The organism is Methylobacterium sp. ap11 (assembly GCF_900110515.1).
In the GTDB taxonomy this organism is placed as follows: Bacteria; Pseudomonadota; Alphaproteobacteria; order Rhizobiales; family Beijerinckiaceae; genus Methylobacterium; species Methylobacterium ajmalii.
On sequence record NZ_FOEB01000017.1, the window covers coordinates 89,684 to 110,701 of the forward strand.

Sequence of the window (21,018 nt, forward strand, 5' to 3'; positions counted from 1 at the left end):
GTCGGCTTCGCGCCGTTCACCGCGCCGTCACGTCCGGCCGGGCATCCGGCACGAAGCCGGCCCGGTTCGGCATCGCCACGGCGGGGAGGCTCCTCGCGTCGAGAACGGCATCCGCGGGCACGATCCCGTTGAGGTGCAGGAGGTAGGTCGAGACCGCGTACACCTCGGCATCGGTCAGGGATTGCGGCGCGTCGAACGGCATCGCCCGGCGGACGTAATCGAACAATGTCGTGGCGTAGGGCCAGAAGCTGCCCACCGTGCGCACGGGCTTGGCTGTCGCAAGCGTGCCCTGCCCGCCGACCAGCCGGTCGGCCGCTCCGCCCTGGCCGGTCTCGCCGTGGCAGGAGGCGCACCGGGCGGCGAAGACCGCGCGGCCCTCCGCGACGCTGCCCCGGCCGGGCGGCAGCCCGGCGCCGTCGGGGCGCACGTCGATGTTCCAGGCGGCAATGGCGTCCGGCGTCGCGGGCCGGCCGAGGCGGTGAGGGCCGAGGGGATCGGCCGCGGCCAATCCTGCCAAGATCAAGCAAGCCGCGCCGAGGGCGGCTTCCGAAACAATTTCACGCCACATGCCGCACGCTCCCGCCAACCGCGACCTGCCAGCCGTAGATGCCGTTGAAGTGGTAGATCGAGTTCGTGCCGCGGGCCGCCACCAGCGCCTCGCGGCTCGGCTGGCGATAGCCGGTCTCGTCGGTGGCGCGGCTCTGGATCAGGGCCGGACCGCCGTCCCAGGACCAGGGAAGGCGGAAGCGGGTGAGGCAGCGCGACAATACCGGCTCCTGCAAGGTGGCCGCGCGCCAGGAGCCGCCGCCATCGATCGAGACCTCGACCCCAGTGATGCGGCCCCGGCCCGACCAGGCGAGGCCGGAGATCTCGTAGGCGCCCGGCTCCTTGAGCTGGTGCCCGCCGGACGGCGTGGTGACGACGGACTTCGCCTCCATGGTGAAGGTGAACTGGCGCGCCGTGCCGTCGGGCATCAGATCGGTGTATTTCGAGGTCTCCTCCCGGGTCTGGAACGGCCGGTCGCCAAGCTTGATCCGGCGCAGCCACTTGATGCTGAGGTTGCCCTCGAGACCGGGCAGGAACAGCCGCAAGGGATAGCCCTGCTCCGGCCGCAAGGCCTCACCATTCTGGGCGTAGGCCAGGATCGCGCCGTCGAGGGCCGAGAGCGGCAGGCTGCGGGTCATCGCGGCGGCATCCGCTCCTTCCGCCAGCAGCCAGGCGGCTTCCGGCCTGACGCCGACCTCGTCGAGGAGCGTCGCCAATTCGACGCCGGTCCACTCGGCGCAGCTGAGGAGCCCATGGGTGTCCTGCACCGTCCAGGCCGGGTTGGTCTTCTGCCAGGCCGGTGTGTTGCCCGAGCATTCGAGGAAATGCAGCCGCGACACGCTGGGGAAGCGGGCGAGGTCGTCCATGGTGAGGATCAGGGGCCGTGAGACAAGGCCATGCACCACCAGGCGGTGCTGCTCGGGGTCGATCGCCGGCACCCCGCCGTGGTGGCGCTCGAAATGCAGCCCGTTCGGGGTGATCGTGCCGTGGAGGTGCTGGAGCGGCGTGCCGGTCGAGGCGGCGCCCGGGAAGGCTGGTGGCGTGCGGGGCTTGCGGGCGAGGCGCTCGAAGGACGAGGGCACGCCGTAGCCGGGGCTCGCGACGCCCCTGCCCGGCTCGCGGGTCCAGGCCGGCACCTGCAACGGACCCTCGGCGGCGAGCGCGCCACCGCTGACGCCGAGCGCCCCGGCGAGGAAGCTCCGGCGCCCGAAGAGCGGGACGGAGGATGGTGGCATGGGAAACGATCCTTCAGGCGGTGCGCCAGCGCAGCGCGCGGGCGGCGAGCGAGGCGGCGGTGGCATTGAGCAGGAAGCCGACGAGGCCGAGGATCACGACGCCGAGCATCACCAGATCCATCTGGAATCGCTCGCGCCCGGCGATAATCAGGCCGCCGATGCCGGGACCGACCGCCATGAAGTATTCGGCACCGACGGTGGCGAGCCAGGAATAGATCAGCGCCAGCTGGAGGCCGGTGGCGATCGAGGGCAACGCGGAGGGCAGGAACACCCGCAGCAGCATCTGCCGATGTGAGAAGCGGAGCGCCCTCCCCACCTCGACGAGCTGGGGCGAGGCACTGGCCACGCCCTCCTGCGTGTTCACCACCACCGGCACGAAGGCTGCGAGCGCGATGAACACCACCTTGGCACTCTCGGCGAAGCCGAACCAGATCGAGATGATCGGGATCCAGGCCAGGACCGCGATCTGCTTGAGGGCGTGGAACGTCGGCCCGAACAGCCGGGCGGCAAGCGGCGACAGGCCGAGCAGCACCCCGAACGCGATGCCGGCACTCGCGCCGATGGCAAAGCCGAGGAGATCGCGGGCGAGGCTCGCGGCGAGATGCCGGACGAGGTCCCCGGAGCGGATCTCGGTGAGCGCCGTCGAGAGAATCGCCTCCAGCGGCGGTAGGAAGCGCGGATCGACGAGACCGGTGCGGCTCGACGCCTCCCAGGCGACGAGCAGGAGGAGCGGCAGGACGAGCCCACGGCGCAGGCGGGTGGCCGAAGCAAGAGAGGCTGAAGGACGCGAGGTGAAGGTCATGGCGCGTCGATCCGCCAGAGCTGGAGCCGGGCCTCGATCCGGGCGAGGCCCGCATCCATCGTCACGCCGACGAGGCCGATCAGCGCCATCGCGACGATCATCATGTCGAGCCAGAACATCTGGCGGCCCCAGACCAGGAGGTAGCCGAGCCCCTCCGCCGAGGCGAGAAGCTCGACGGCGACGAGGGCGGTCCAGGCCTTGGTCAGGCCGTAGCGGATGCCGGTGAAGACCGGCGGCACGCTCGCCGGCAGGATCAGCCGGCGCAAGGTCTGCAGGCGGGTGAAGCGGTAGGCCCGGGCGACCTCGCGGTAGCCCTCCGGGATCGCCCGGATGCCGGCCGCCGTGTTGAGGGTCACCGGCACCAGGGCCGCCTTGGCGATGACGACGATCTTCAGGGTCTCGCCGATGCCGAGAAACAGCATCAGGAGCGGGATCCAGCCGAGGGTCGGCACCTGGGCGAGCGCCATGAACAGCGGCTGGACGTAGTCCTCGATCCGGCGCGACAGGCCCATGGCGGCGCCGAGGAGGAGACCGAGGCCGGCCCCTAAGGAGAAGCCCGCGAGCACCCGCAGCCCGCTGATCCCGGCATGCTGTGCGAGCTCGCCGCTGCGGACCATCTCGACGAGGGTCTCGGCGACGATGCGTGGCGCGGGCAGGATCTGCTCGGGCAGCCAGCCGGACGCAGCCGCGGCGGCCCAGGCGACGAGGAGCCCGAGCGGCACGACGAGGCCGAGGGCGATCGACGCCAGATGGCGATGCACGCGGCGATGGAGAGAGGCGGCGAGGCCGCGGGCGGGCCAGGCGATGGCAGTCACGGGCGCCGTCACGACAGCGGCTTTCCGTCCGGCCCGAGCCGGGGCCACCGGGTTTCGAGGCCGAGTTCCTTGAGCGCCCGGTCGAGGTAGCGCGGCTCGAACCAGCCGGCGACGTCGACGTCGCGGCGGATCAGCCCGTAGGCGCGGGCCTGGCGCGCCTGCACCCGGTACTGCTCGACCAGGAAGGGATCGATGATCGGCGAGTTGCGGTAGCTCAGGGGCTGGTCGGCGTAGTCGTAGCGGAAGACCGAATCCGGCGTGCCCGAGCGGGCCCAGATCGCCAGGACCTTGTCGCGGTTGGCCTCGTCGGAGGCGAAATGCGAGGCCTGGACCAGGGCCTTCACCACCTTGGCGACGAGGTCGGGATGCGCCGTCTCGAAGGCTTCCGTCACCAGCACCCCGGCCTGACGCTCGAAGGCCGGGTCGTCGCCCTTGGTGGAATAGACGATTTTGGCCCGCCACTGCTGCTGCAGCGAGATCAGCCCGAAATTGCCGAAGGCCGCGTCGGTGTCGCCCGATGCCAAAGCCGCGTTGGTGGTGGCGACGTCCATGTTGAGCACGCTGAGATCGCGCTCGGTCAGGCCGTTGGCGGCCAGCACCTTGACGGCCGCCAAGTGGTTGTTGGTGCCGCGGAAGATCGAGACCTTCTTGCCCTTGAGATCCTTGACCGAGCTGATGATCGAGTTCGGCGGCACCGCGAGGTAGAGCGGGGCGTGGGCGCCGGTGGCAAGCACGATCCTGGTCTTCAGACCGCTCGCCCGGCCGATCACGGAAGGCAGGTCGCCCTGGAAGGCGAAGTCGAGCTGGCCGTTGGCGAAGGCCTCGTTCACCGCCGGCCCGGCGCCCTTGAAGAACGACCACGCGACGGTGACGCCGGGCTCGCCCTTCAGGGCCTCCTCCACGTAGCGTTCGGAATGGGCGAGCGCCGCGGCGCTGCCGCCGGCAAACGGCCGGTTGTCGGTGCCGATCGACGCGAAGCCGAAGCGGATCGTCACCGGCTCGGCCCGGGCGACCGCCGGCGCGAGCGCCAGGGCGAGCGTGACGGCCGCGAGGGCGCGGCGGTTGAAGCGGATCATCGGGCGTGCTCCGGTGGTTGCGGTCGTGTCAGGAGCCGAGGGGCCGGCCGTCGGCGCCGTAGCGGGTCCAGGTGCCGGCGAGTCCGAGGTCGCGGATCGCCGCGTCGACGTATTTCGGCTCGAACCAGCCGGTGACGTCGACGGCGCGGCGCACGAGGCCCAGCTCGCGGGCCCGCGCCGCCTTCTCGCGGTAGGTGTCGATCAGCAGGTCGTCGACCAGCGGCGACAGGCGTTCAGCGAGACGCTGGCCGTCGTAATCGGCCCGGAACACTGCCGCCGGCGTGCCCGACTTCTCCCACAGGGCGTACACCGCCTCGCGGTTGGCCTCGTTCGAGGCCCAGGAAGCGGCGCGCACGCTCGCCTTGACTACCCGGGCGACGAGATCGGGATGGGCCCGCTCGAAGGCGCCCGCAACGAGCAGGTGGTTGCTGGGGCCGGCGCGGGGATCGCCCTTCGAACTCCAGGCGACCCGCGCCTGGCCGCGCTCGACCAGGGTGAGGAACAGCGCCTTGCCGAGCACCGCCTCGACGTCGCCCGCGGCGAGCGCCGCCAGCGCCGAAGCATCGTCGAGGGCGTAGACCTGGAGGTCGCGGCTCGTGAGCCCGGCCCGCCGCAGGGCGCCCTCGCTGGCCAGATGCGTGCTGGTGCCGCGGAATTGCGCCACCTTGCGGCCCTTCAGGTCGGACAGACCTTTGATCGATGAGGCCGGGGCGGTAACGAGGTAGAGGGCGTCGCGGGCGTTGGTCGCCATGACGATGCGGGTGTCGAGGCCCGCCGCCCGGCCGCTCAGCGACGGCAGGTCGCCCATGAAGGCGAAGTCGAGCTGGCCGCCGGCGAGCGCCTCGTTCACCGCCGGGCCCGCGCCCTTGAAGAACACCCACTCGACGGCGAGGTCCGGGTCGCCCGCGACCTCGCGCTCGATATAGCGCTCGGCCGCGACGATGCCGGCGAGACCCGGGACGTACCGGGTGCCGCCGGGCGCGGGACCTGCATAGCCGACCCGAATGGTGAGCGGACCGATGGTGAGCGGACCGGCCGCTGCCGGCAGCGCGGCGAGGAGCAGGATGACGAGGCAGGCAAGGAGACGCATCGTCCTCACTCCGCCGCCTGGCGGGCCGAGGCGCGCGGCGCCCTATGGACGGGCTTCGGCAGCCCGAGATGGTCGCGCAGGGTCCGGCCCTCGTAGGCCTCGCGGAACAGGCCGCGGCGGCGCAGTTCGGGCACGACGTGGGTGACGAAGTCCTCGAGCCCGCCGGGCAGGTAGGGCGCCATCACGTTGAAGCCGTCGGCGCCGCCACTCCGAAAACGCTCCTCGAGCTGGTCGGCGATCTGGGAGGCGGTGCCGACCACCTGCCAGTGGCCCCGCGCGCCCGCGATGGCGAGGTAGAGCTGCCGGATCGTCAGGTTGTCCCGTTTTGCCCGTTCGATGAGGAGCTTCTGGCGGCTCTTCGGCCCGTTGGTCTCGGGCAGATCCGGCAGCGGCCCGTCGAGGTCGTACCCGGTGAGGTCGGCGCCGCCGAGGGTGGTGGAGAGGAGGCTGAGGCCCACCACCGGGTGGATGCGCTCCTGCAGCACCGCGAATTTCTCCCGCGCCTCCTCCTCGGTGCGACCCACGACCGGGAAGATGCCAGGCATGATCTTGAGGTGGTCGGGGTCGCGGCCGTAGCGCGCCAGGCGCCCCTTCACGTCGGCGTAGAAATCCTGGGCTTCCTTGAGCGTCACCTGCGCGGTGAAGATCGCCTCGGCGGTGGCGGCGGCGAGTTCCTTGCCGTCCTCCGAGGAGCCGGCCTGCACGACGACCGGATGCCCCTGGGCCGAGCGCGCCACGTTGAGGGGGCCGCGCACCCTGAAGTGCCGGCCGTGGTGGTGGAGGGCGTGGAGCTTGTCCGGATCGAAGAACCGGCCGGATTCGGGATCGCGCAGGAAGGCGTCGTCCTCCCAGGAGTTCCACAGGCCGGTGACCACCTCGGCGAATTCCCGCGCCCGGTCGTAGCGGTCGGCATGCGCGGCGTGACGTTCGAAGTTGAAGTTCTGCGCCTCGGATTCGCTCGACGAGGTGACGAGGTTCCAGCCCGCCCGGCCGCCGCTGAGGAGGTCGAGGGAGGCGAACTTGCGGGCGAGATTGTACGGCTCGTTGAAGCTCGTGGATGCCGTGGCGATGAGGCCGATGCGCTCGGTCACCACCGAGAGGGCCGAGAGCAGGGTCAGGGGCTCGAAGCTCGCCGCCCGCGAGGTGAAGCTCAGCGAGGCGGGATCGGTGTTCCGCACGCCCGAGGAATCGGCGAGGAACACCGCGTCGAAGGCGGCCGACTCGGCGAGGCGCGCCAGCCGCACGAAATGGTCGAGGCTGACATGGGCGTCGGGCCGCCCGTCCGGATGCCGCCAGGCCGCCACATGATGGCCGTCGGTCATCAGGAAGGCGCCGAGCTTCATCTGTCGAGGTTGGGCCATGGCACGAGGCTCCGGGAGGAAAGGATCAGGCCGAGCGGGCGGCGAGCGGCAGGGTGGCGGCGGGATGGCGCTCCGCCTCCCGGGCCGTCGCGGCCTGGGGCTGCGCGCCCTGCGTCGCCTCCAGCCGGTCGAGGATCGCGTGGCGTAAGCCCGCCAGCACGGGATCGCGCCGGTCCCGGGGCTTCGCGGCCGGGACGTCCAGGATCTCGGCGATCCGGCCGGGGCGCGGGCCCATCACCACCACTCGGTCGCCGAGCAGCAGGGCCTCGTCGACGTCGTGGGTGACGAGGAGCGCCGTGATGCCCTCGCGGGCGCAGATCCGCTGCAGTTCGTCCTGGAGTCGCGCGCGGGTCAGAGCGTCGAGGGCGCCGAACGGCTCGTCGAGCAGCAGCAGGCCCGGCCGGTTGACGAGGCCGCGGGCGATGGCCGCGCGCTGGGCCATGCCGCCGGAGAGCTGGCGCGGATAGGCTTTCTCGAATCCCGACAGGCCGACGAGGGCGACGTGCTCGGCGACGAGCCGCGCCCTCTCCGCCGCGCTTAAGTGGGCGTTCTCGAGCCCGAGGCCGATATTCTCGGCGACGGTGAGCCAGGGAAACAGCCGCGGCTCCTGGAAGACAATGCCGCGCTGAAGGCTCGGGCCGGTGACCGGGCGCCCGTCGTGGCGCACCGCGCCGTCATGGGCGGGATCGAGCCCGGCGACGATGCGCAGCAGCGTCGACTTCCCGCAGCCGCTCGCCCCCACGATGGTGACGAACTCGCCCGGGGCGACCGTGAGGTCGATGCCGTCGAGGGCTCGCAGGGGCCGGCCGTCGACGGTGAAATCCTTCGCCACGCGGGCGATCTCGATTCGGCTGTCCGTCATGGCGCCCTCTCACTCGGCCGCTTCGCGGGCAGAGGCGGCGTGAACGCGGTGGGGCGGGCGGGCGAGCCCCAGATGCTCGCGCAGGGTCCGGCCGGCATACTCGGTCCGGAACAGGCCGCGGCGCTGCAACTCGGGGATCAGCAAAGTCGCCACGTCGTCGAGCCCGGTCGGCAGGATCGGCGGCATGATGTTGAAGCCGTCGGCGCCGTAGGCCTCGAAGCGCTCCTGGAGCGCGTCGGCGACATCCTCGGCGGTGCCGACGAGCGTCCAGTGACCGCGGGCTCCGGCGATCCGCAGGTAGAGGTCGCGGATCGACAGGTTCTCCCGCCGCGCCAGCGCCACCAGCAGCGCCTGCCGGCTCTTGCCCCCGTTCGTCTCCGGCACGTCCGGGACCGGCCCCTCCTCCGGGTAGCCAGAGAGGTCGATACCGAGCATCCGCTCGAGGAGCGAGCGGCCGACCACCGGATGGACCAGGGCCTGCACCGCATCGTATTTCGCTTGCGCCTCGCCCCGCGTGCGGCCGAGGAACGGCATCGCGCCCGGCATGATCTTGAGTTCGTCCGGCGCACGCCCGTGGCGGGGGAGCCGCCCCTTCACGTCGGCGTAGAACGCGACCGCATCCTCCAGCGTGACTTGCGCGGTAAAGATCACCTCGGCGGTGCGGGCGGCGAGCGCCTTGCCGGCCTCGGAGGAGCCGGCCTGCACCACCACCGGGTGACCTTGCGGGGGGCGCGGCACGTTGAGGGGGCCGCGGACGGAAAAGTGCTCGCCCCGGTGGCCGAGCACGTGGAGCTTGTCCGGATCGAAGAACAGGCCCTCGTCCTTGTCGCGGACGAAGGCGTCGTCCTCGTAGGTGTCCCAGAGCCCCGCGACGACGTCGACGAACTCCTCCGCCCTGGCGTAGCGGCGGGCATGGGCGAGGTGGGCGTCGCGGCCGAAATTCCACGCCCCGCGCTCGTCGGCCGAGGTGACGAGGTTCCAGCCGGCCCGGCCGCCGCTCAGGTGATCGAGGGAGGCGAACTTGCGCGCGACGTGGAACGGCTCGTTGTAGGTGGTCGAGGCGGTGGCCACGAGGCCGATGCGCTCGGTGACCGCCGAAAGATGCGAGAGCAGGGTCAGCGGCTCGAACTGGCCGACATAGCGGGTCGCCGTGCGGCTGAGCGCGTCGATGTCGTCGCCCCGGATGCTGACGCCGTCGGCCAGGAAGATCAGGTCGAACTTCGCGGCTTCCGCGACCTGCGCGAGGCGCCGGTAATGGCCCGGGTCGATGCCGGCATCGGCCTTGGCGTCCGGGTGGCGCCAGGCGGCGACGTGGTGGCCGCCCGGATACAGGAAGGCGCCCAGATGCAGGGTGTCGTCGCGACGCGCCATGTCGTCAGCCTCGTAAGCCGTCAGCTTCGCTCGGAAGCGGCGGATCGCACCCGCCGGTCGTAGCGGTCTCGCGGTTTCAGTCTATTTGGTCAATCATTTTTATGTACTATTGATGGAAGGGAAGACCGCTGTCACCCTCCACCCTGCCGCACCGGCATCACCCTGGGAGGAAGTCTACCGAGCCTGTCGACAAATCCCCATCTCTCCGGCACCGCTTGCCGGCCCGCCTCTTCCGCAGACCCCCGCAACACGCAGGACGACGATGCTGACCAACAAGGGCAAGTACGGGCTCAAGGCGATGGTCCACCTCGCAGGCCTGCCCCCGGGCGCCCGCATCGGCGTCGCCGAGATCGCCGAAGCGCACCGGATCCCGAAAAAGTTCCTCGACGCGATCCTGGGCGACCTGCGCAATGCCGGCTTCGTGCACAGCAAGAAGGGGCCGGGCGGCGGCTATGCCCTGGCGCGACCGGCCGATGAGATCCGCATCGGCCACGTCGTGCGCGCCCTGGACGGCCCGCTGGCCCCGCTTCCCTGCGCCAGCCGCACGGCCTATCGCCCGTGCGAGGATTGCGCCGACGAGGCGGCGTGCTCGGTGCGCCTCGCCATGCTGGCGGTGCGCAACAGCATCGCCGGCATCCTCGACAACCTGACGCTCGAGCAGATGCGGTCGCTGCCGCAGGCGGAGGCCGAGGCGAGCCTCACCTACCACATCTGAGCGCCGCGTCCTCGCGGCCCAGGCTCGACTGCGCCTCCAACGATGGAATGGCCCCCTCCCCGACGCGACCGGCGAGCCAGGCGCAGGCCGCATCGAGATCGAGGAGGCGGGGTGCTGCGTAGGGCATCAGGTCCGCCGGATGACCGGCGAAGAGCCGGTCGGCCGCCCCCGGTGCGATGGACAGGCCGCTGGCGCGGGGCAGCAGCAGCCCACGCCCGACGAGATCGCGCAGGAGGGCGCTCGGCCTCAGTCCGTCGCGGCGCGTGACCGGTCCGCCCGTCCCGCCGCCGAGAATCCGGTCCCACACCCGTCGACCGTGGCGCAGAAGGCGCTCGCGCGCTTCGTCGGGCAGATCATGCCAGAGGGCGGGGGCGCTCAGGCGCAGGCCCGCCACCGCCACGTCGAGGCCGACCCCGCGGTCTCCAGCCTCTCGCACCAGCGCCCGCAAGGAACGCACCAGGGCGGCGGCGCCGGTCCCGAGGGGCAGATCGGCGGGGTCGAGACGGAGCGCGCGGATCGCGGCGTTCCTCTCTCGCGGCGGAGACCCCGCCGCCGGCGGTTGCAGGGCGAAGGCCAGCACTGCGGCGCGCCCGAGATAGGTGGTCCCGTCGGCGGTCCGCGCCGCCACGCCTTGCGGCGTGGATGCGACCGACAGGCAGGTCGTCTCGGCAACGTGGAGACGCCCCGCATGCTGCCGCAAAGCCTCGACGAGGTGCAGGGGCTCGGCCGGCAACGGTCCGGTCTCTTCGGCCAGCAAGGTCGCGAACTCGGCCCGGCGCAGGCGGCGACAGCGGGAGCCTTGCGCCTCGATCACGGTGACCTGCACCCGCGCCTCGCGGCGCAGCAGGTGGGAGGCCAGCCCCAAGCCGCTCGCGCTCGCCCCGATCACCAGGACGTGGCGGCCGCGGGCGGTCGGTGCAGGCCCGGCATTCGGACGACCGGCTCCTGTTTGCTGCGTATCCGGCATCGATCGTTCCCCGCGCGGTTGGGCAGGCTCTGATGGATGTCAGTCTCTCCGCACCGCGCTGGCCGGTCAACGAGAATGTTCTTTTTATCGAACGATTGGCAAAGGAATTATCTGCTGCTCTCAGCGCCACACATAGGAAACAACCGGCGTTATCGCCAAATTTTACCTGTTAGCGCAAGCAACTCGATTGCACGCAAACCAATATGATTCTGGTCTCCCAGGTATTGTTTGTTTAAAAGAACGAACCGCAAATCCCCACTCATCCTGGAGCGCCCGCGTCATGTCCCTCACGCGCCGCCATGCGACCCGCCTGCTCCTGAGCGCCGCCGCGGGCGCCACCCTGCCGGCCATCACGCCCGGCTCCCCGCTCCTCTCGGCCCAGGCCGAGACGCCGGTCCGCGGCGGCACCCTGAACTGGGTGTTCTTTCCCGAGCCGCAGGCGATCATCGCCATCAACACCACGTCGGGCACCGGCCAGACCATCGGCAGCAAGATCAACGAGGGGCTGCTGCGCTACGCCTACGACATGACCCCGCTGCCGAACCTCGCCACGGAGTGGGCGATCAGCCCGGATGGCCTGCGCTACCGCTTCGCCCTGCGGCGCGGGGTGACCTGGCACGACGGTACACCGTTCACCGCCGCCGACGTGGCGTTCTCGCTCCTGCGCCTGCGCGAAGCGCATCCGCGCGGGCGCATCACCTTCGCCAACGTCGCCGAGGTGCGCACGCCCGATCCCCACAGCGTCGAGATCGTGCTGTCGCGGCCAGCCCCGTTCCTGATCAGCGCCTTCGCGGGGGCGGAATCCCCCATCGTGCCGCGCCACATCTACGAGGAGATCCGGCCGGAGGCGAGCGCGAGCCTCGCCCAGACCATCGGCACCGGGCCGTTCATGCTCAAGGAGTGGGTGCCGGGCAGCCACCTCCTGTTCGAGCGCAACCCGCACTACTGGGACGAGGGCAAGCCCTATCTCGACCGGATCGTGATGCGGATCATCACCGATCCGGGCGCCCGGGCGGCGGCGTTCGAGGCCGGCGAGGTCGATCTCGGCGGCAACCCGGTCCCGCTCGCGGATCTCGCCCGCCTGCGGGCGCTGCCGAAGCTCGTGGTCGACACCACGACCTACGCCTATTCCGGGCCCCAGACCCAACTCTTCTTCAACCTCGACACCGGCGTGCTGCAAGACTTACGGGTGCGCCGGGCGGTGGCGCACGCCATCGACCTCAAGGCATTGCTGGCGGCGGTGTATTTCGGGCACGGCGCCGTCTCGCCGACCCCGGTCAGCGTCGTGCATCCGAAATTTCACGACGCGAGCCTCGGGCCGGTGTCGTTCGACGTGAAGCGGGCCGAGGCTTTGCTCGACGAGGCCGGCCACCGCCGCGGTCCTGGCGGCACCCGCTTCCCGCTCCGGCTCACCCTCAACCCGTTCTTGGAAGGGCGCTACGGCGACTTCATCCGCCAGGCGCTGACGCGGATCGGCATCGCGGTCGACTTCCAGCGCCTGGATCTCGCGACCTACCTCACCCGGGTCTACCGCGACCGTGCCTTCGACGTGACGATCGAGTCCTTGTCGAACACCTTCGATCCGACGATCGGGGTGCAGCGCGCCTACTGGTCGAAGAACTTCAAGCTCGGCCTGCCGTTCTCGAACGCCGCGCATTACGCCGACCCGGAGGTCGACCGCCTGCTCGAAGCCGCTGCGGTCGAGCCCGACGAGGCGCGCCGCCGCGACCTGTTCGTCGCCTTCCAGCGCCGCATCCGCGCCGACCTGCCGTCGGTCGACCTGATCGCGCCCTCCGGCATCATCGTAGCGCACCGCAAGGTGAAGAACTTCGCCCCCGGCGCCGAGGGGATCACCGGCAATTTTGCGGATTTGTACATTGACCCGCGGGAGGCGTGAGGAGCGCCCGCAGGCCCCTCCCTGCTTCCAGGCTCACAAACGGGAGGCCGGGTGTCCCGGCCCCGCCCCTACCACGCCGGCTCGAGGAAACCACTGTAGCGGTCGAGCAGGAACCGCTTCACCTCCGGCGAGCGGTAGGTGGCGATGAAGGCGGTGAGCCGCGGGTCGTCGCGGTTGTCCGGACGCGCCACGAAGCTCAGCGTGTAGTGCTTGTCGCCGGTCCCGTCTGTGATGAGAGCGGTCTTCGGGTCGCCGCCGGAGGCGATCAGGTAGGTGAAGCTGATCTGGGCCAGGGCCACGTCGTCGAGGACGCGGGGGAGCTGAGCGGCATCGAGTTCGAGGATGCGCAAGCCCTTCGGGTTCTGCACGACGTCCGCCACGGTGACCGCGTCTCCGAGGCCCGGCTTGAGGGAGAGGAGGCCGGCCTTCTCGAGCAGGTGCAGGCCGCGGGCGGCGTTGACCGGGTCGTTGGCGATGGCGACCGAGGCACCCTTCGGCACGTCCTCCAGGCGCTTCACCGACTTCGAGAACAGGCCGACCGGCAGGATGATGGCCGGCGCCACCGGCACCAGGGCGTAGCCCCGCGCCTTGATGGCGCTGGTGAGGAAGGGCACGTGCTGGAACAGGTTGGCGTCGAGGCTGCCGGTCGCCACCGCCTCGTTCGGGGTGACCCAGTCGGTGAACTCGACGATCTCGACGCTCTGCCCCTGCGCTTTGGCGAGCTTTGCGGCGACGTCGAGGGTTTGGGCGACCGGGCCGGCGGTGGTGCCGATGCGCAAGGGCGCCGCGGCCCGGGCGGGACTGACGCGGACGCCTCCGAAGGCGGAAGCCGCGAGCGCGGTGCCGAGGAGGGCCCGGCGGGTGAGGAAGCGGGTCATCAGGCGGCCACCGGAACCGCGGCGCGGGGCGTACGGTGCGCCAGGGCCTCGACGAGCTGGCCGGCGGCCAAGGCGATCCGGGCCTCCAGGGCGGCGTCGGCGGGGCGGCCGTCGCTGAACTCGGCGTCGCTGGCATAGACCGAGGTCGCCACCGTGTGGGCGCCGAAGAACCCGAAGAGCGGCCGCAGCTGGTGCTCGACGACGAGGGCGTGGCGGTGCCCGCCGCCGGTCGCCGCGACGATCACCGGTCGGTCAGCCAGCGCCGCCGGGTCGATTAGGTCGAAGACGTGCTTGAACAGGCCGGCATAGGAGCCCTGGTAGACCGGGCTCGCCACGATCAGGGCGTCGGCCTCCGCGATCGCCCGAACCAGGGCGGCGCCGCGGGCGCTCATGTCGTTCGGGGTGTAGGCGGCGCCGAGTTCCGGCCCGCCGTCGAGGATGTCGAGGAGCTGGACGTCGACGGGCCGGCGCGCGGCGACCGCCTCGGCGATGGCGCCGACGAGGGCCCGCGACTTCGACGGCCGGTGGGTGTTGCCGCTGAAGCCGACGATGCGGAAGCGGGTGGTCTGGCGCAGGCTCATGGAAAAATCCTCTTGCTGGGGGATTCGGTCAGGCGTGGTGGCAGGCGACGGCGTGCGCCTCCGCGACCGGGCGCAGGGCCGGATCGTCGCGGCGGCAGAGGTCGGTCGCCAGCGGGCAACGGGGGTGGAAACGGCAGCCGGCCGGCACGTCGGTCGGGCTCGGCGGGTCGCCGCCGAGCGGCGGCGCCTGGCGCTTTCGCGAAGGGTCCGGCACCGCCGCGATGAGGGCGCGGGTATAGGGATGGCGCGGAGCGGCCCACAGGGCCGCGGTCGGCGCGCTCTCGACGATGCGGCCGAGATACATCACCAGCACCCGGTCGGCGACGTGCTCGACCACCGACAGGTCGTGCGAGACGAACAGGTAGGCGAGGCCGAGCTCGCGGCGCATCGCGGCGAGCAGGTTGAGGATCTGCGCCTGGACCGAGAGATCGAGGGCCGAGACCGGCTCGTCGCAGACGACGAGGCGGGGCTCGACCACCAGGGCGCGGGCGATGCCGATGCGCTGTTGCTGGCCGCCGGAGAATTCGTGCGGATAGCGCGTCGCCGCGGTCTCCGGCAGGCCGACCTGGTCGAGGGCTCGGGCGACCCGGGCGCGGCGCTCGCCCCGGCCGCCGAGACCGTGAACCTTGAGCGGCGTCTCGAGGATATTGCCGACGGTGTGGCGCGGGTTGAGCGAGGCGAAGGGGTCCTGGAACACCATCTGCGCCCGGCGGCGATAGGCCCGCAGGTCGCCGCCGCGGAGCCCGCGCACCGGCACCCCGTCGAACACGATCTCGCCGGCTTGCGGTTCGACGAGGCGGAGCAGGCTCTTCGCCAGGCTCGACTTGCCGCAGCCGGATTCACCGACGAGGCCGACGGTTTCCCCCCGCGCGACCGTCAGGCTGACGCCGTCGACCGCCCGCACCCCGTCATAGGCGGTCGTGAGATCAGAAACCGAGAGCAGCGTCATGACGATGACCGGGAATGCGGGGCGGAAGGACGGGACGCGCCATCGCGGTCGTGACCGGGCAGGCGACGATGCGCCCGCCGGGCCGCGCCACGGCCGGCGGCGGGGCGGTGCGGCAGCCCGGCTCGACCAGCGGGCAGCGGGGCGCGAAGGCGCAGCCGGGCTGGCCGTGCGCCGAGGCGATCGAACCCGGGATCTCCGGCAGGGACTCCCCGCGAAGAGCAGCCCGGCCGCGGGGCGAGGCGGCGAGGAGGCCGCGCGTATAGGGATGGAGGGGATCGTCGAACAGCGCGTCCGGCTCCGCCTCCTCGACCCGGCGGCCGGCATACATCACCACCACGCGGTCGGCCCATTGCCCGACCACGCCGAGGTCGTGGGTGATGAGGAGCACCGCCATCCCGAGGTCGCGGCGCAAGCCGTCGATGAGGTCGAGCACCTGGGCCTGGATCGTCACGTCGAGAGCCGTGGTCGGCTCGTCGGCGATGAGGAGTTTTGGCGCGCAGGCGACCGCGACGGCGATCATCACCCGCTGGCGCATGCCGCCGGAGAGCTGGTGCGGGTAGGCGTCGACCCGCCTGTGCGGATCGGGGATGCGGACGCGGTCGAGGAGGTCGACGGCGCGGGCCCGGGCGGCGCGGGCTGGGAGGCACTCGTGCCGGCGCAGGACCTCGGCGATCTGGACGCCGACGGTGAGCACAGGGTTCAGCGCCGTCATCGGCTCCTGGAACACCATCGCGATCTCGCGCCCGCGGATCTCGCGGAATTGGCGCTCGCTCAAGGTCCCGATGTCGCGGCCGTCGAAGCGGATCGTGCCGGACTCGACCCGGCCGCGCGGCGGCAGGAGGCGCATCAGGGCGAGCGCCGTGAGGGACTTGCCCGAACCCGATTCCCCCACGAGGGCAACCGTCTCGCCCGGATCGACGGTGAAGCTCAGGTCCTGCACCGGCCGGGCCCGCGGGAAGGCGATGCCGAGGCCCTGGACGTCGAGAAGCGCCATCTCACGCCTCCCCGGCGAGACGCGGGTTGAGGGCATCGTTCAGCCCGTCGCCAACGAGATTGAGGGCGAGCACGCTGAGCACGATCGCGACCCCGGGGATCGCCGTCAGGTACCAGGCGCTGCGCAGGACCTCCCGGCCCGAACCAATCATGCTGCCCCAGCTCACGACGTTCGGGTCACCCAGCCCCATGAAGGACAGGGCCGATTCCATCAGGATGCCGGAGGCGACCATCACCGAGGCGGTGACGACGATCGGCGGCAGGGCGTTGGGCAGGATCTCGGCGAACACGATCCGCACGGGCCCGTAGCCGAGGCCACGGGCGGCGGTGACGAAGTCCTTCTCGCGCAAGGAGCGGAACTCGGCCCGGGTGAGCCGGGCCACCGTCGGCCAAGAGGTCGCCCCGATGGCGAGCGTGATCGCCGGGATCGAGGGCTGCGCGATCGCCACCAGCACCACCAGCAGGATGAAGGACGGGATGGTCTGGAACAGGGCGATCAGCCGGCCGAGCGCCCGGTCGGTCCGCCCGCCGGCATAGCCGGCGGTGGCGCCGACCAATACGCCGACGGCAAGGCCGGTGGCGGCCGCCGCGAAGCCGACGAGGAGCGAGATCCGGGCGCCGTGGGCGATCCCGGCGGCGACGTCGCGGCCGAGGGAATCGGTGCCCAGCGGATAGGCCGGATCCTGGCCCGGCCACAGGAACGGCTGCGCCACCATGCCGAGCGGATCGTCGGGATAAGCGAAGGGCGCGGCCAGAGCCGCTGCCGCGATCACGCCGAGGATCGCGAGGCCGGACAGGGCCGTCGGGTTGCGCAGGAAGGCCCGCAAGGCCCGGCGCGGCGCGGGTGCCGGCAGCGCGGCCCCACGGTCCACGGCGGCGGGGGCCTGCACGAGAGGCAGGGTCATCGGCGAGGAGGTCATGAGCGCACCGCGATGCGAGGGTCGAGGATCGCCTGGATAAGGTCGACCGCCACGTTGGCGACGAGGACCAGGAGCGAGGAGAGCAGGAGCACGCCGAGCAGCACGCTGAAGTCGCGCGCCATCACCGCCTCGAAGGCGAGGCGCCCGAGGCCGGGCCAGGAATAGACCGTCTCGACCACGACGGCGCCGCCGAGAAGCCCGCCGACATGCATCCCGGCCACCGTGGTGACCGGCAGGAGCGCGTTGCGCAGGACGTGGCGCAGGGTGATCGCCAGCGGCGACAGGCCCTTGGCGGCGGCGGTGCGCACGAAGTCCTGGGCCCGCACCTCCAGCATCGCGGCGCGCACGAGGCGGGCGTAGATCGCGACGTAGAACAGCGCGAGCGACAGGCCGGGCAGCACCATGTAGCGGAGCTGATCCAGGAGCGCCGCGACGCCGGTGAGCCCCTGTCCGATGGTGCGCGCGCCGCCGCTCGGCAGCCAGCCGAGCTTCACCGAGAACAGCACGATCAGCATCAGGCCGATCCAGAAGCCCGGCACCGAGTAGAACAGCAGCACCGCCACCGAGAGGACCCGGTCGAGGATCCCGCCCGGGGCCCGGGCCATCAGCGCGCCGAGAGCGAGACCGGCGAGCAGCGCGAGGGCAAGCGCCAAGCCCATCAGCATCAGCGTGCCTGGCAGGCGCTGCCTGATCAGATCGGCGACCGGCATGTTGTAGCGCGGCGAGAAGCCGAGGCTCAGATGGGCGAGGTTGTTCAGGTAGGCCAGGAACTGGTCGAGCAATGGCAGGTCGAGGCCGAAGCGGCTGCGCATCGCCGCGAGCGTCTCCTCGGTCGCAGACCCCGCCTCGCCGGCCATCACTTCGGCGGCGTCGCCGGGCGCGAGGCGTAGGAGGAAGAAGTTCACCACCAGGATCAGGAGAGCCGTCGGCACCGCATCCGCGAGCGCCCGTCCCAGCACGGGGAGCAGACGGCGTGTTCGGTCCATTGCGGGTCACTCCGATGCGAGGCCGCCGGGCTGCGGCGACGGCGCTAAATTGATATTGTCGATCTAATTTGTCAACTATAGGATGTCGCCATCGAATGGGCCCGCGGCCCATGACCTCCCGGGCGAGCCTCGTCATGACCCTGATCCATCCTCCGGGCGCTCTCGTCGGCCGATCCGGCTTCGCGAGCCCGACCGATTTCCCGGACAGTCCGCTGTCGCGGGCGCTGGCGGAGACGCTGCTGCTCGGCCTGTTCCTGCCGATCCAGGCCGGCGGCTGGACCGCCTCGACCCTGCCGCGCACCACCGACTGGAGCTTCGACTACAACCGCGACCTCGTGCTGGAGGCCGAGCGGCTCGGCTTCGACCTCGTCTTCGCGCTGTCGCAATGGCTGCCGAAGGGCGGTTACGGCGGCGTGCTCGACGGGCAGGCACTCGATTCCTTCACCAGCATCGCGGCCCTGTCGGCGCTCACCCGCCGCATCCTGCTGGTGGCCACCGTGCACGTGCTCTACGGGCCGTGGCACCCGCTGCATCTGGCTAAGTTCGGCGCCACCCTCGACCACATCTCCGGCGGCCGCTTCGGCTTCAACGTCGTCACCGGCCACCGGGCGGTGGAGCACGAGATGTTCGGCTGGCCGCGCATCGAGCACGACCGGCGCTACGCGCTCGCGGCCGAGTTCGTCGAGGTGGTGCAGCGCCTGTGGCAGGATGACGAGCCGTTCTCGTTCACGGGCGAGTCCTCGTGGTGCCTCGGCGACGGCTTCGTGACCCCGAAGCCCCGCTACGGCCGCCCGGTCCTCGTCAACGCCACGGGCTCGGAGGCGGGAATCGCCTTCGCGGGGCGCTACTCCGACATCGTGTTCGTGACGAGCCCGGCGGGCGCCGACATCGACAGCGCGCTCGAAGCCCTGCCCGACCACACCGCCCGGGTGAAGGCGGCGGCGCGCGGGCTCGGGCGCGAGGTCCGCACGCTCATCAACCCGCTGGTGATCTGCCGCGAGACGGAGGCCGAGGCCTGGGCCTATGCCGACGCCATCGTGGCGCACGCCGATCCGCTCAGCCCGAAGGGGTTTCGCACGCTCGATTCCGACGCCCAGGCCTGGAAGGGTCGCGAGGGCCGGGCCGACCCTTATGCGGCGATCGGCGGCAACATCCGGGTGATCGGCTCGCCCGAGCAGGTGGTGGCGCAGTTCGCGGCCTTGAAGCGGGCCGGCATCGATGGGCTGCAGCTCAGCTTCTACGACTTCAAGCCCGATCTCGCCTTCTTCGGCGAGCGGGTGCTGCCGCTGATGCGCCAGGCGGGCCTGCGTGCTGCGCCCGTCTCCCTCGCGGCCTGATGCCCCCTGCCCTGCCGCCGGACTAAGACGCCATGACCGCCCTCACCCGTCGCCATTTCACCGCCGGTCTCGCCGCCGGCAGCCTCGGACTCGCCCTGCCGGCCCGCGCCGGCACCCCGCGCCGGGGCGGCACCCTGACGATGGTGATTCAGCCCGAGCCGCCGACCCTGGTGAGCCTGACCCACACCGCCGGGCCGACCACCCGGGTGAGCCCAAAGGTGACGGAGGGCCTGCTATCCTTCGACCTCGATTTCCGGCCGCGCCCGCAACTCGCCACCGCCTGGGAGGTGAGCGGCGACGGCCTGCGCTACCGCTTCTCCCTGCGCCAGGGCGTGAAGTGGCACGACGGCCGGCCCTTCACCTCGGCCGACGTCGCCCATTCGGTCCGGCTGCTCAAGGAGCATCATCCGCGCGGGCGCGGCACGCTCGCGGGCGTCGTCGACGTGCTGACGCCCGATCCCCACACCGCCGAGATCGTGCTGTCGCGCCCGGCCCCCTACCTGCTCGCGGCGCTCACCGCCTCCGAGACGCCGATCGTACCGAAGCACCGCTACGAGGGCGACGTGCTGGGAAGCCCGAACGGCAAGGCGCCGATCGGCACCGGTCCGTTCGTGTTCAAGGAATGGGTGCAGGGCAGCCACATCCTGTACGAGCGCAACCCGGATTATTGGGACCCGGGCAAGCCCTATCTTGACCGAATCGTCGTGCGCTTCATCGCCGACGCCAACGCCCGGGCGGTGGCCCTCGAGACCGGCGAGGTGCTCTACGCTCCCGATACCCCTGTGCCGCTCGCCCAGCTCGACGCGCTGAAAGGCAACCCGTCGCTCCGGATCGAGAGCCGCGGCTACGACTACCAGCCGATCGTCTACCGGCTCGAATTCAACCTGGCGAACCCGTACTTCAAGCACCTCGCGGTGCGCCAGGCGGTGGCCCATGCGGTCGACCGGTCGGCGATCAACCGGCTCGTCTTCTACGGCTACAGCCAGGACGCGCCCTCCGCGGTCAGCCCGGCGCTCAAGGCCTTCCACGACCCGGACGCACCCCAGCACCCCTTCGACCCGAGGCGCGCCGAGGCCCTGCTCGACGAGGCGGGCTTTCCCCGCGGCCCGGACGGCGTGCGCTTCCGGGTCCATCACGATTACATGCCCTACAGCGAGGCCTACCAGCAGCTCGGCAACTACACCCGGCAGGCGCTCGCCAAGGTCGGGATCGGTGTGACCTTGCGGGCGCAGGACGTGCCGACCTGGTTCAAGCGCACCTACACCGACCGCGCCTTCGACTTCATGAGCAACGGCATGAGCCATTCCTTCGACCCAACGGTCGGGGTGCAGAGGCTGTACTGGTCGAAGAATTTTCGCCCCGGCGTGCCGTTCACCAACGGTTCCGGCTACAGCAACCCGGAGGTCGACCGGCTGCTCGAGGCCGCCGCGGTCGAGACCGACCGGGACTGGCGCCGCGCGCTCTTCTTCGCCTTTCAGGCACAGGTCGGGCGCGACCTGCCGGACGTGAACCTCGTCACCGGTGCCAACCTGACGATCCTCAACCGCCGCGTCGCCAACCACCCGACCACGATCGACGGCCCGTCCGACACCTTCGCCGACGTCTGGCTCGAGGCGTGAGCACCCGCGACAGGAGAT

The 21,018-nt window shown here is 71.2% G+C and carries 20 protein-coding genes; 4 read left to right on the forward strand and 16 right to left on the reverse strand.

Going from position 1 to position 21,018, the window contains the following annotated elements:
* Positions 1-16: 16 nt before the first annotated feature.
* Genes BMX97_RS22085 through BMX97_RS22125 form a run of 9 tightly spaced genes read right to left on the reverse strand, consistent with a single transcriptional unit; the run spans position 17 to position 9,158 of the window.
* Entirely contained in the window at positions 17-568 is a 552-nt protein-coding gene (locus BMX97_RS22085; RefSeq protein WP_091753408.1) for a c-type cytochrome, read from the reverse strand.
* Positions 558-1,781: a sulfite dehydrogenase gene (gene soxC / locus BMX97_RS22090; protein WP_091753409.1), complete on the reverse strand. Its 1,224-nt coding sequence runs from the start codon at positions 1,779-1,781 to the stop codon at positions 558-560. The genes BMX97_RS22085 and soxC overlap by 11 nt, the downstream gene beginning before the upstream one ends.
* A 13-nt stretch (positions 1,782-1,794) precedes the next feature.
* On the reverse strand, positions 1,795-2,583 hold the full coding sequence (locus BMX97_RS22095; protein WP_091753410.1) for an ABC transporter permease: 789 nt from the start codon (positions 2,581-2,583) through the stop codon (positions 1,795-1,797).
* A complete protein-coding gene (locus BMX97_RS22100; protein ID WP_348273133.1) occupies positions 2,580-3,410 on the reverse strand; it encodes an ABC transporter permease in 831 nt (276 codons plus the stop codon). Before BMX97_RS22100 ends, BMX97_RS22095 begins: the two co-directional genes overlap by 4 nt.
* A complete protein-coding gene (locus BMX97_RS22105) occupies positions 3,407-4,474 on the reverse strand; it encodes an ABC transporter substrate-binding protein (protein WP_091753411.1) in 1,068 nt (355 codons plus the stop codon). The genes BMX97_RS22100 and BMX97_RS22105 overlap by 4 nt, the downstream gene beginning before the upstream one ends.
* 28 nt (positions 4,475-4,502) lie before the next feature.
* Positions 4,503-5,564, reverse strand: a complete 1,062-nt coding sequence (locus tag BMX97_RS22110) for a PhnD/SsuA/transferrin family substrate-binding protein (protein WP_091753412.1) — start codon at positions 5,562-5,564, stop codon at positions 4,503-4,505.
* Between the two features lie 5 nt (positions 5,565-5,569).
* On the reverse strand, positions 5,570-6,925 hold the full coding sequence (locus BMX97_RS22115) for an LLM class flavin-dependent oxidoreductase (RefSeq protein ID WP_091753413.1): 1,356 nt from the start codon (positions 6,923-6,925) through the stop codon (positions 5,570-5,572).
* 25 nt (positions 6,926-6,950) lie between these two features.
* A complete protein-coding gene (locus BMX97_RS22120; RefSeq protein ID WP_091753414.1) occupies positions 6,951-7,787 on the reverse strand; it encodes an ABC transporter ATP-binding protein in 837 nt (278 codons plus the stop codon).
* Between the two features lie 9 nt (positions 7,788-7,796).
* Complete coding sequence (locus tag BMX97_RS22125) at positions 7,797-9,158, reverse strand: LLM class flavin-dependent oxidoreductase (protein ID WP_091753415.1); 1,362 nt, start codon at positions 9,156-9,158, stop codon at positions 7,797-7,799.
* A 262-nt stretch (positions 9,159-9,420) separates the two neighbouring features.
* Between BMX97_RS22125 and BMX97_RS22130 the strand changes: the two genes are divergently transcribed.
* The gene (locus BMX97_RS22130) at positions 9,421-9,873 is read left to right on the forward strand and encodes an RrF2 family transcriptional regulator (protein WP_091753416.1); all 453 of its coding nucleotides are present in this window, start codon (positions 9,421-9,423) and stop codon (positions 9,871-9,873) included.
* On the opposite strand, the gene BMX97_RS22135 is transcribed toward BMX97_RS22130, so the two are convergent.
* Entirely contained in the window at positions 9,857-10,840 is a 984-nt protein-coding gene (locus BMX97_RS22135) for an FAD/NAD(P)-binding protein (RefSeq protein WP_177202311.1), read from the reverse strand. The genes BMX97_RS22130 and BMX97_RS22135 overlap by 17 nt on opposite strands.
* A 280-nt stretch (positions 10,841-11,120) precedes the next feature.
* Here BMX97_RS22135 and BMX97_RS22140 point away from each other — a divergent pair, with 280 nt between their 5' ends.
* Positions 11,121-12,737 carry an ABC transporter substrate-binding protein gene (locus BMX97_RS22140; RefSeq protein WP_091753417.1) on the forward strand — a complete coding sequence of 539 codons (1,617 nt, stop codon included), beginning with the start codon at positions 11,121-11,123 and terminating at the stop codon, positions 12,735-12,737.
* Between the two features lie 68 nt (positions 12,738-12,805).
* Here BMX97_RS22140 and BMX97_RS22145 read toward each other — a convergent pair whose 3' ends face one another.
* Genes BMX97_RS22145 through BMX97_RS22170 form a run of 6 tightly spaced genes read right to left on the reverse strand, consistent with a single transcriptional unit; the run spans position 12,806 to position 18,044 of the window.
* Complete coding sequence (locus tag BMX97_RS22145; RefSeq protein ID WP_091753418.1) at positions 12,806-13,615, reverse strand: MetQ/NlpA family ABC transporter substrate-binding protein; 810 nt, start codon at positions 13,613-13,615, stop codon at positions 12,806-12,808.
* Positions 13,615-14,196 carry an FMN reductase gene (msuE, locus tag BMX97_RS22150; RefSeq protein ID WP_091753419.1) on the reverse strand — a complete coding sequence of 194 codons (582 nt, stop codon included), beginning with the start codon at positions 14,194-14,196 and terminating at the stop codon, positions 13,615-13,617. Before msuE ends, BMX97_RS22145 begins: the two co-directional genes overlap by 1 nt.
* A 28-nt stretch (positions 14,197-14,224) precedes the next feature.
* The gene (locus BMX97_RS22155) at positions 14,225-15,145 is read right to left on the reverse strand and encodes an ABC transporter ATP-binding protein (protein WP_091753420.1); all 921 of its coding nucleotides are present in this window, start codon (positions 15,143-15,145) and stop codon (positions 14,225-14,227) included.
* Positions 15,123-16,139, reverse strand: a complete 1,017-nt coding sequence (locus BMX97_RS22160) for an ABC transporter ATP-binding protein (protein WP_091753421.1) — start codon at positions 16,137-16,139, stop codon at positions 15,123-15,125. The genes BMX97_RS22155 and BMX97_RS22160 overlap by 23 nt, the downstream gene beginning before the upstream one ends.
* Position 16,140: 1 nt before the next feature.
* Entirely contained in the window at positions 16,141-17,043 is a 903-nt protein-coding gene (locus BMX97_RS22165; protein ID WP_244538583.1) for an ABC transporter permease, read from the reverse strand.
* A gap of 11 nt (positions 17,044-17,054) precedes the next feature.
* The gene (locus BMX97_RS22170; protein ID WP_091753423.1) at positions 17,055-18,044 is read right to left on the reverse strand and encodes an ABC transporter permease; all 990 of its coding nucleotides are present in this window, start codon (positions 18,042-18,044) and stop codon (positions 17,055-17,057) included.
* A 134-nt stretch (positions 18,045-18,178) separates the two neighbouring features.
* Between BMX97_RS22170 and BMX97_RS22175 the strand changes: the two genes are divergently transcribed.
* Together BMX97_RS22175 and BMX97_RS22180 are read left to right on the forward strand one after the other, a co-directional pair.
* Entirely contained in the window at positions 18,179-19,381 is a 1,203-nt protein-coding gene (locus BMX97_RS22175) for an LLM class flavin-dependent oxidoreductase (protein ID WP_091753451.1), read from the forward strand.
* 32 nt (positions 19,382-19,413) lie between these two features.
* Positions 19,414-21,000 (forward strand): ABC transporter substrate-binding protein, encoded by a 1,587-nt coding sequence (locus BMX97_RS22180; protein WP_091753424.1) that lies wholly within the window; start codon positions 19,414-19,416, stop codon positions 20,998-21,000.
* Positions 21,001-21,018: the final 18 nt, after the last annotated feature.

Excerpts from the sequence above, each read along its gene's own strand:
- BMX97_RS22180 (WP_091753424.1), top strand. The coding sequence starts at position 19,414 with ATGACCGCCCTCACCCGTCGCCATTTCACCGCCGGTCTCGCCGCCGGC.
- BMX97_RS22115 (WP_091753413.1), bottom strand. The coding sequence starts at position 6,925 with ATGGCCCAACCTCGACAGATGAAGCTCGGCGCCTTCCTGATGACCGAC.
- BMX97_RS22135 (WP_177202311.1), bottom strand. The coding sequence starts at position 10,840 with ATGCCGGATACGCAGCAAACAGGAGCCGGTCGTCCGAATGCCGGGCCT.
- BMX97_RS22155 (WP_091753420.1), bottom strand. The coding sequence starts at position 15,145 with ATGACGCTGCTCTCGGTTTCTGATCTCACGACCGCCTATGACGGGGTG.
- soxC (WP_091753409.1), bottom strand. The coding sequence starts at position 1,781 with ATGCCACCATCCTCCGTCCCGCTCTTCGGGCGCCGGAGCTTCCTCGCC.
- BMX97_RS22095 (WP_091753410.1), bottom strand. The coding sequence starts at position 2,583 with ATGACCTTCACCTCGCGTCCTTCAGCCTCTCTTGCTTCGGCCACCCGC.
- msuE (WP_091753419.1), bottom strand. The coding sequence starts at position 14,196 with ATGAGCCTGCGCCAGACCACCCGCTTCCGCATCGTCGGCTTCAGCGGC.
- BMX97_RS22145 (WP_091753418.1), bottom strand. The coding sequence starts at position 13,615 with ATGACCCGCTTCCTCACCCGCCGGGCCCTCCTCGGCACCGCGCTCGCG.
- BMX97_RS22125 (WP_091753415.1), bottom strand. The coding sequence starts at position 9,158 with ATGGCGCGTCGCGACGACACCCTGCATCTGGGCGCCTTCCTGTATCCG.
- BMX97_RS22120 (WP_091753414.1), bottom strand. The coding sequence starts at position 7,787 with ATGACGGACAGCCGAATCGAGATCGCCCGCGTGGCGAAGGATTTCACC.
- BMX97_RS22085 (WP_091753408.1), bottom strand. The coding sequence starts at position 568 with ATGTGGCGTGAAATTGTTTCGGAAGCCGCCCTCGGCGCGGCTTGCTTG.
- BMX97_RS22110 (WP_091753412.1), bottom strand. The coding sequence starts at position 5,564 with ATGCGTCTCCTTGCCTGCCTCGTCATCCTGCTCCTCGCCGCGCTGCCG.
- BMX97_RS22170 (WP_091753423.1), bottom strand. The coding sequence starts at position 18,044 with ATGGACCGAACACGCCGTCTGCTCCCCGTGCTGGGACGGGCGCTCGCG.
- BMX97_RS22160 (WP_091753421.1), bottom strand. The coding sequence starts at position 16,139 with ATGGCGCTTCTCGACGTCCAGGGCCTCGGCATCGCCTTCCCGCGGGCC.
- BMX97_RS22165 (WP_244538583.1), bottom strand. The coding sequence starts at position 17,043 with ATGACCCTGCCTCTCGTGCAGGCCCCCGCCGCCGTGGACCGTGGGGCC.
- BMX97_RS22105 (WP_091753411.1), bottom strand. The coding sequence starts at position 4,474 with ATGATCCGCTTCAACCGCCGCGCCCTCGCGGCCGTCACGCTCGCCCTG.
- BMX97_RS22175 (WP_091753451.1), top strand. The coding sequence starts at position 18,179 with ATGACCCTGATCCATCCTCCGGGCGCTCTCGTCGGCCGATCCGGCTTC.
- BMX97_RS22140 (WP_091753417.1), top strand. The coding sequence starts at position 11,121 with ATGTCCCTCACGCGCCGCCATGCGACCCGCCTGCTCCTGAGCGCCGCC.
- BMX97_RS22130 (WP_091753416.1), top strand. The coding sequence starts at position 9,421 with ATGCTGACCAACAAGGGCAAGTACGGGCTCAAGGCGATGGTCCACCTC.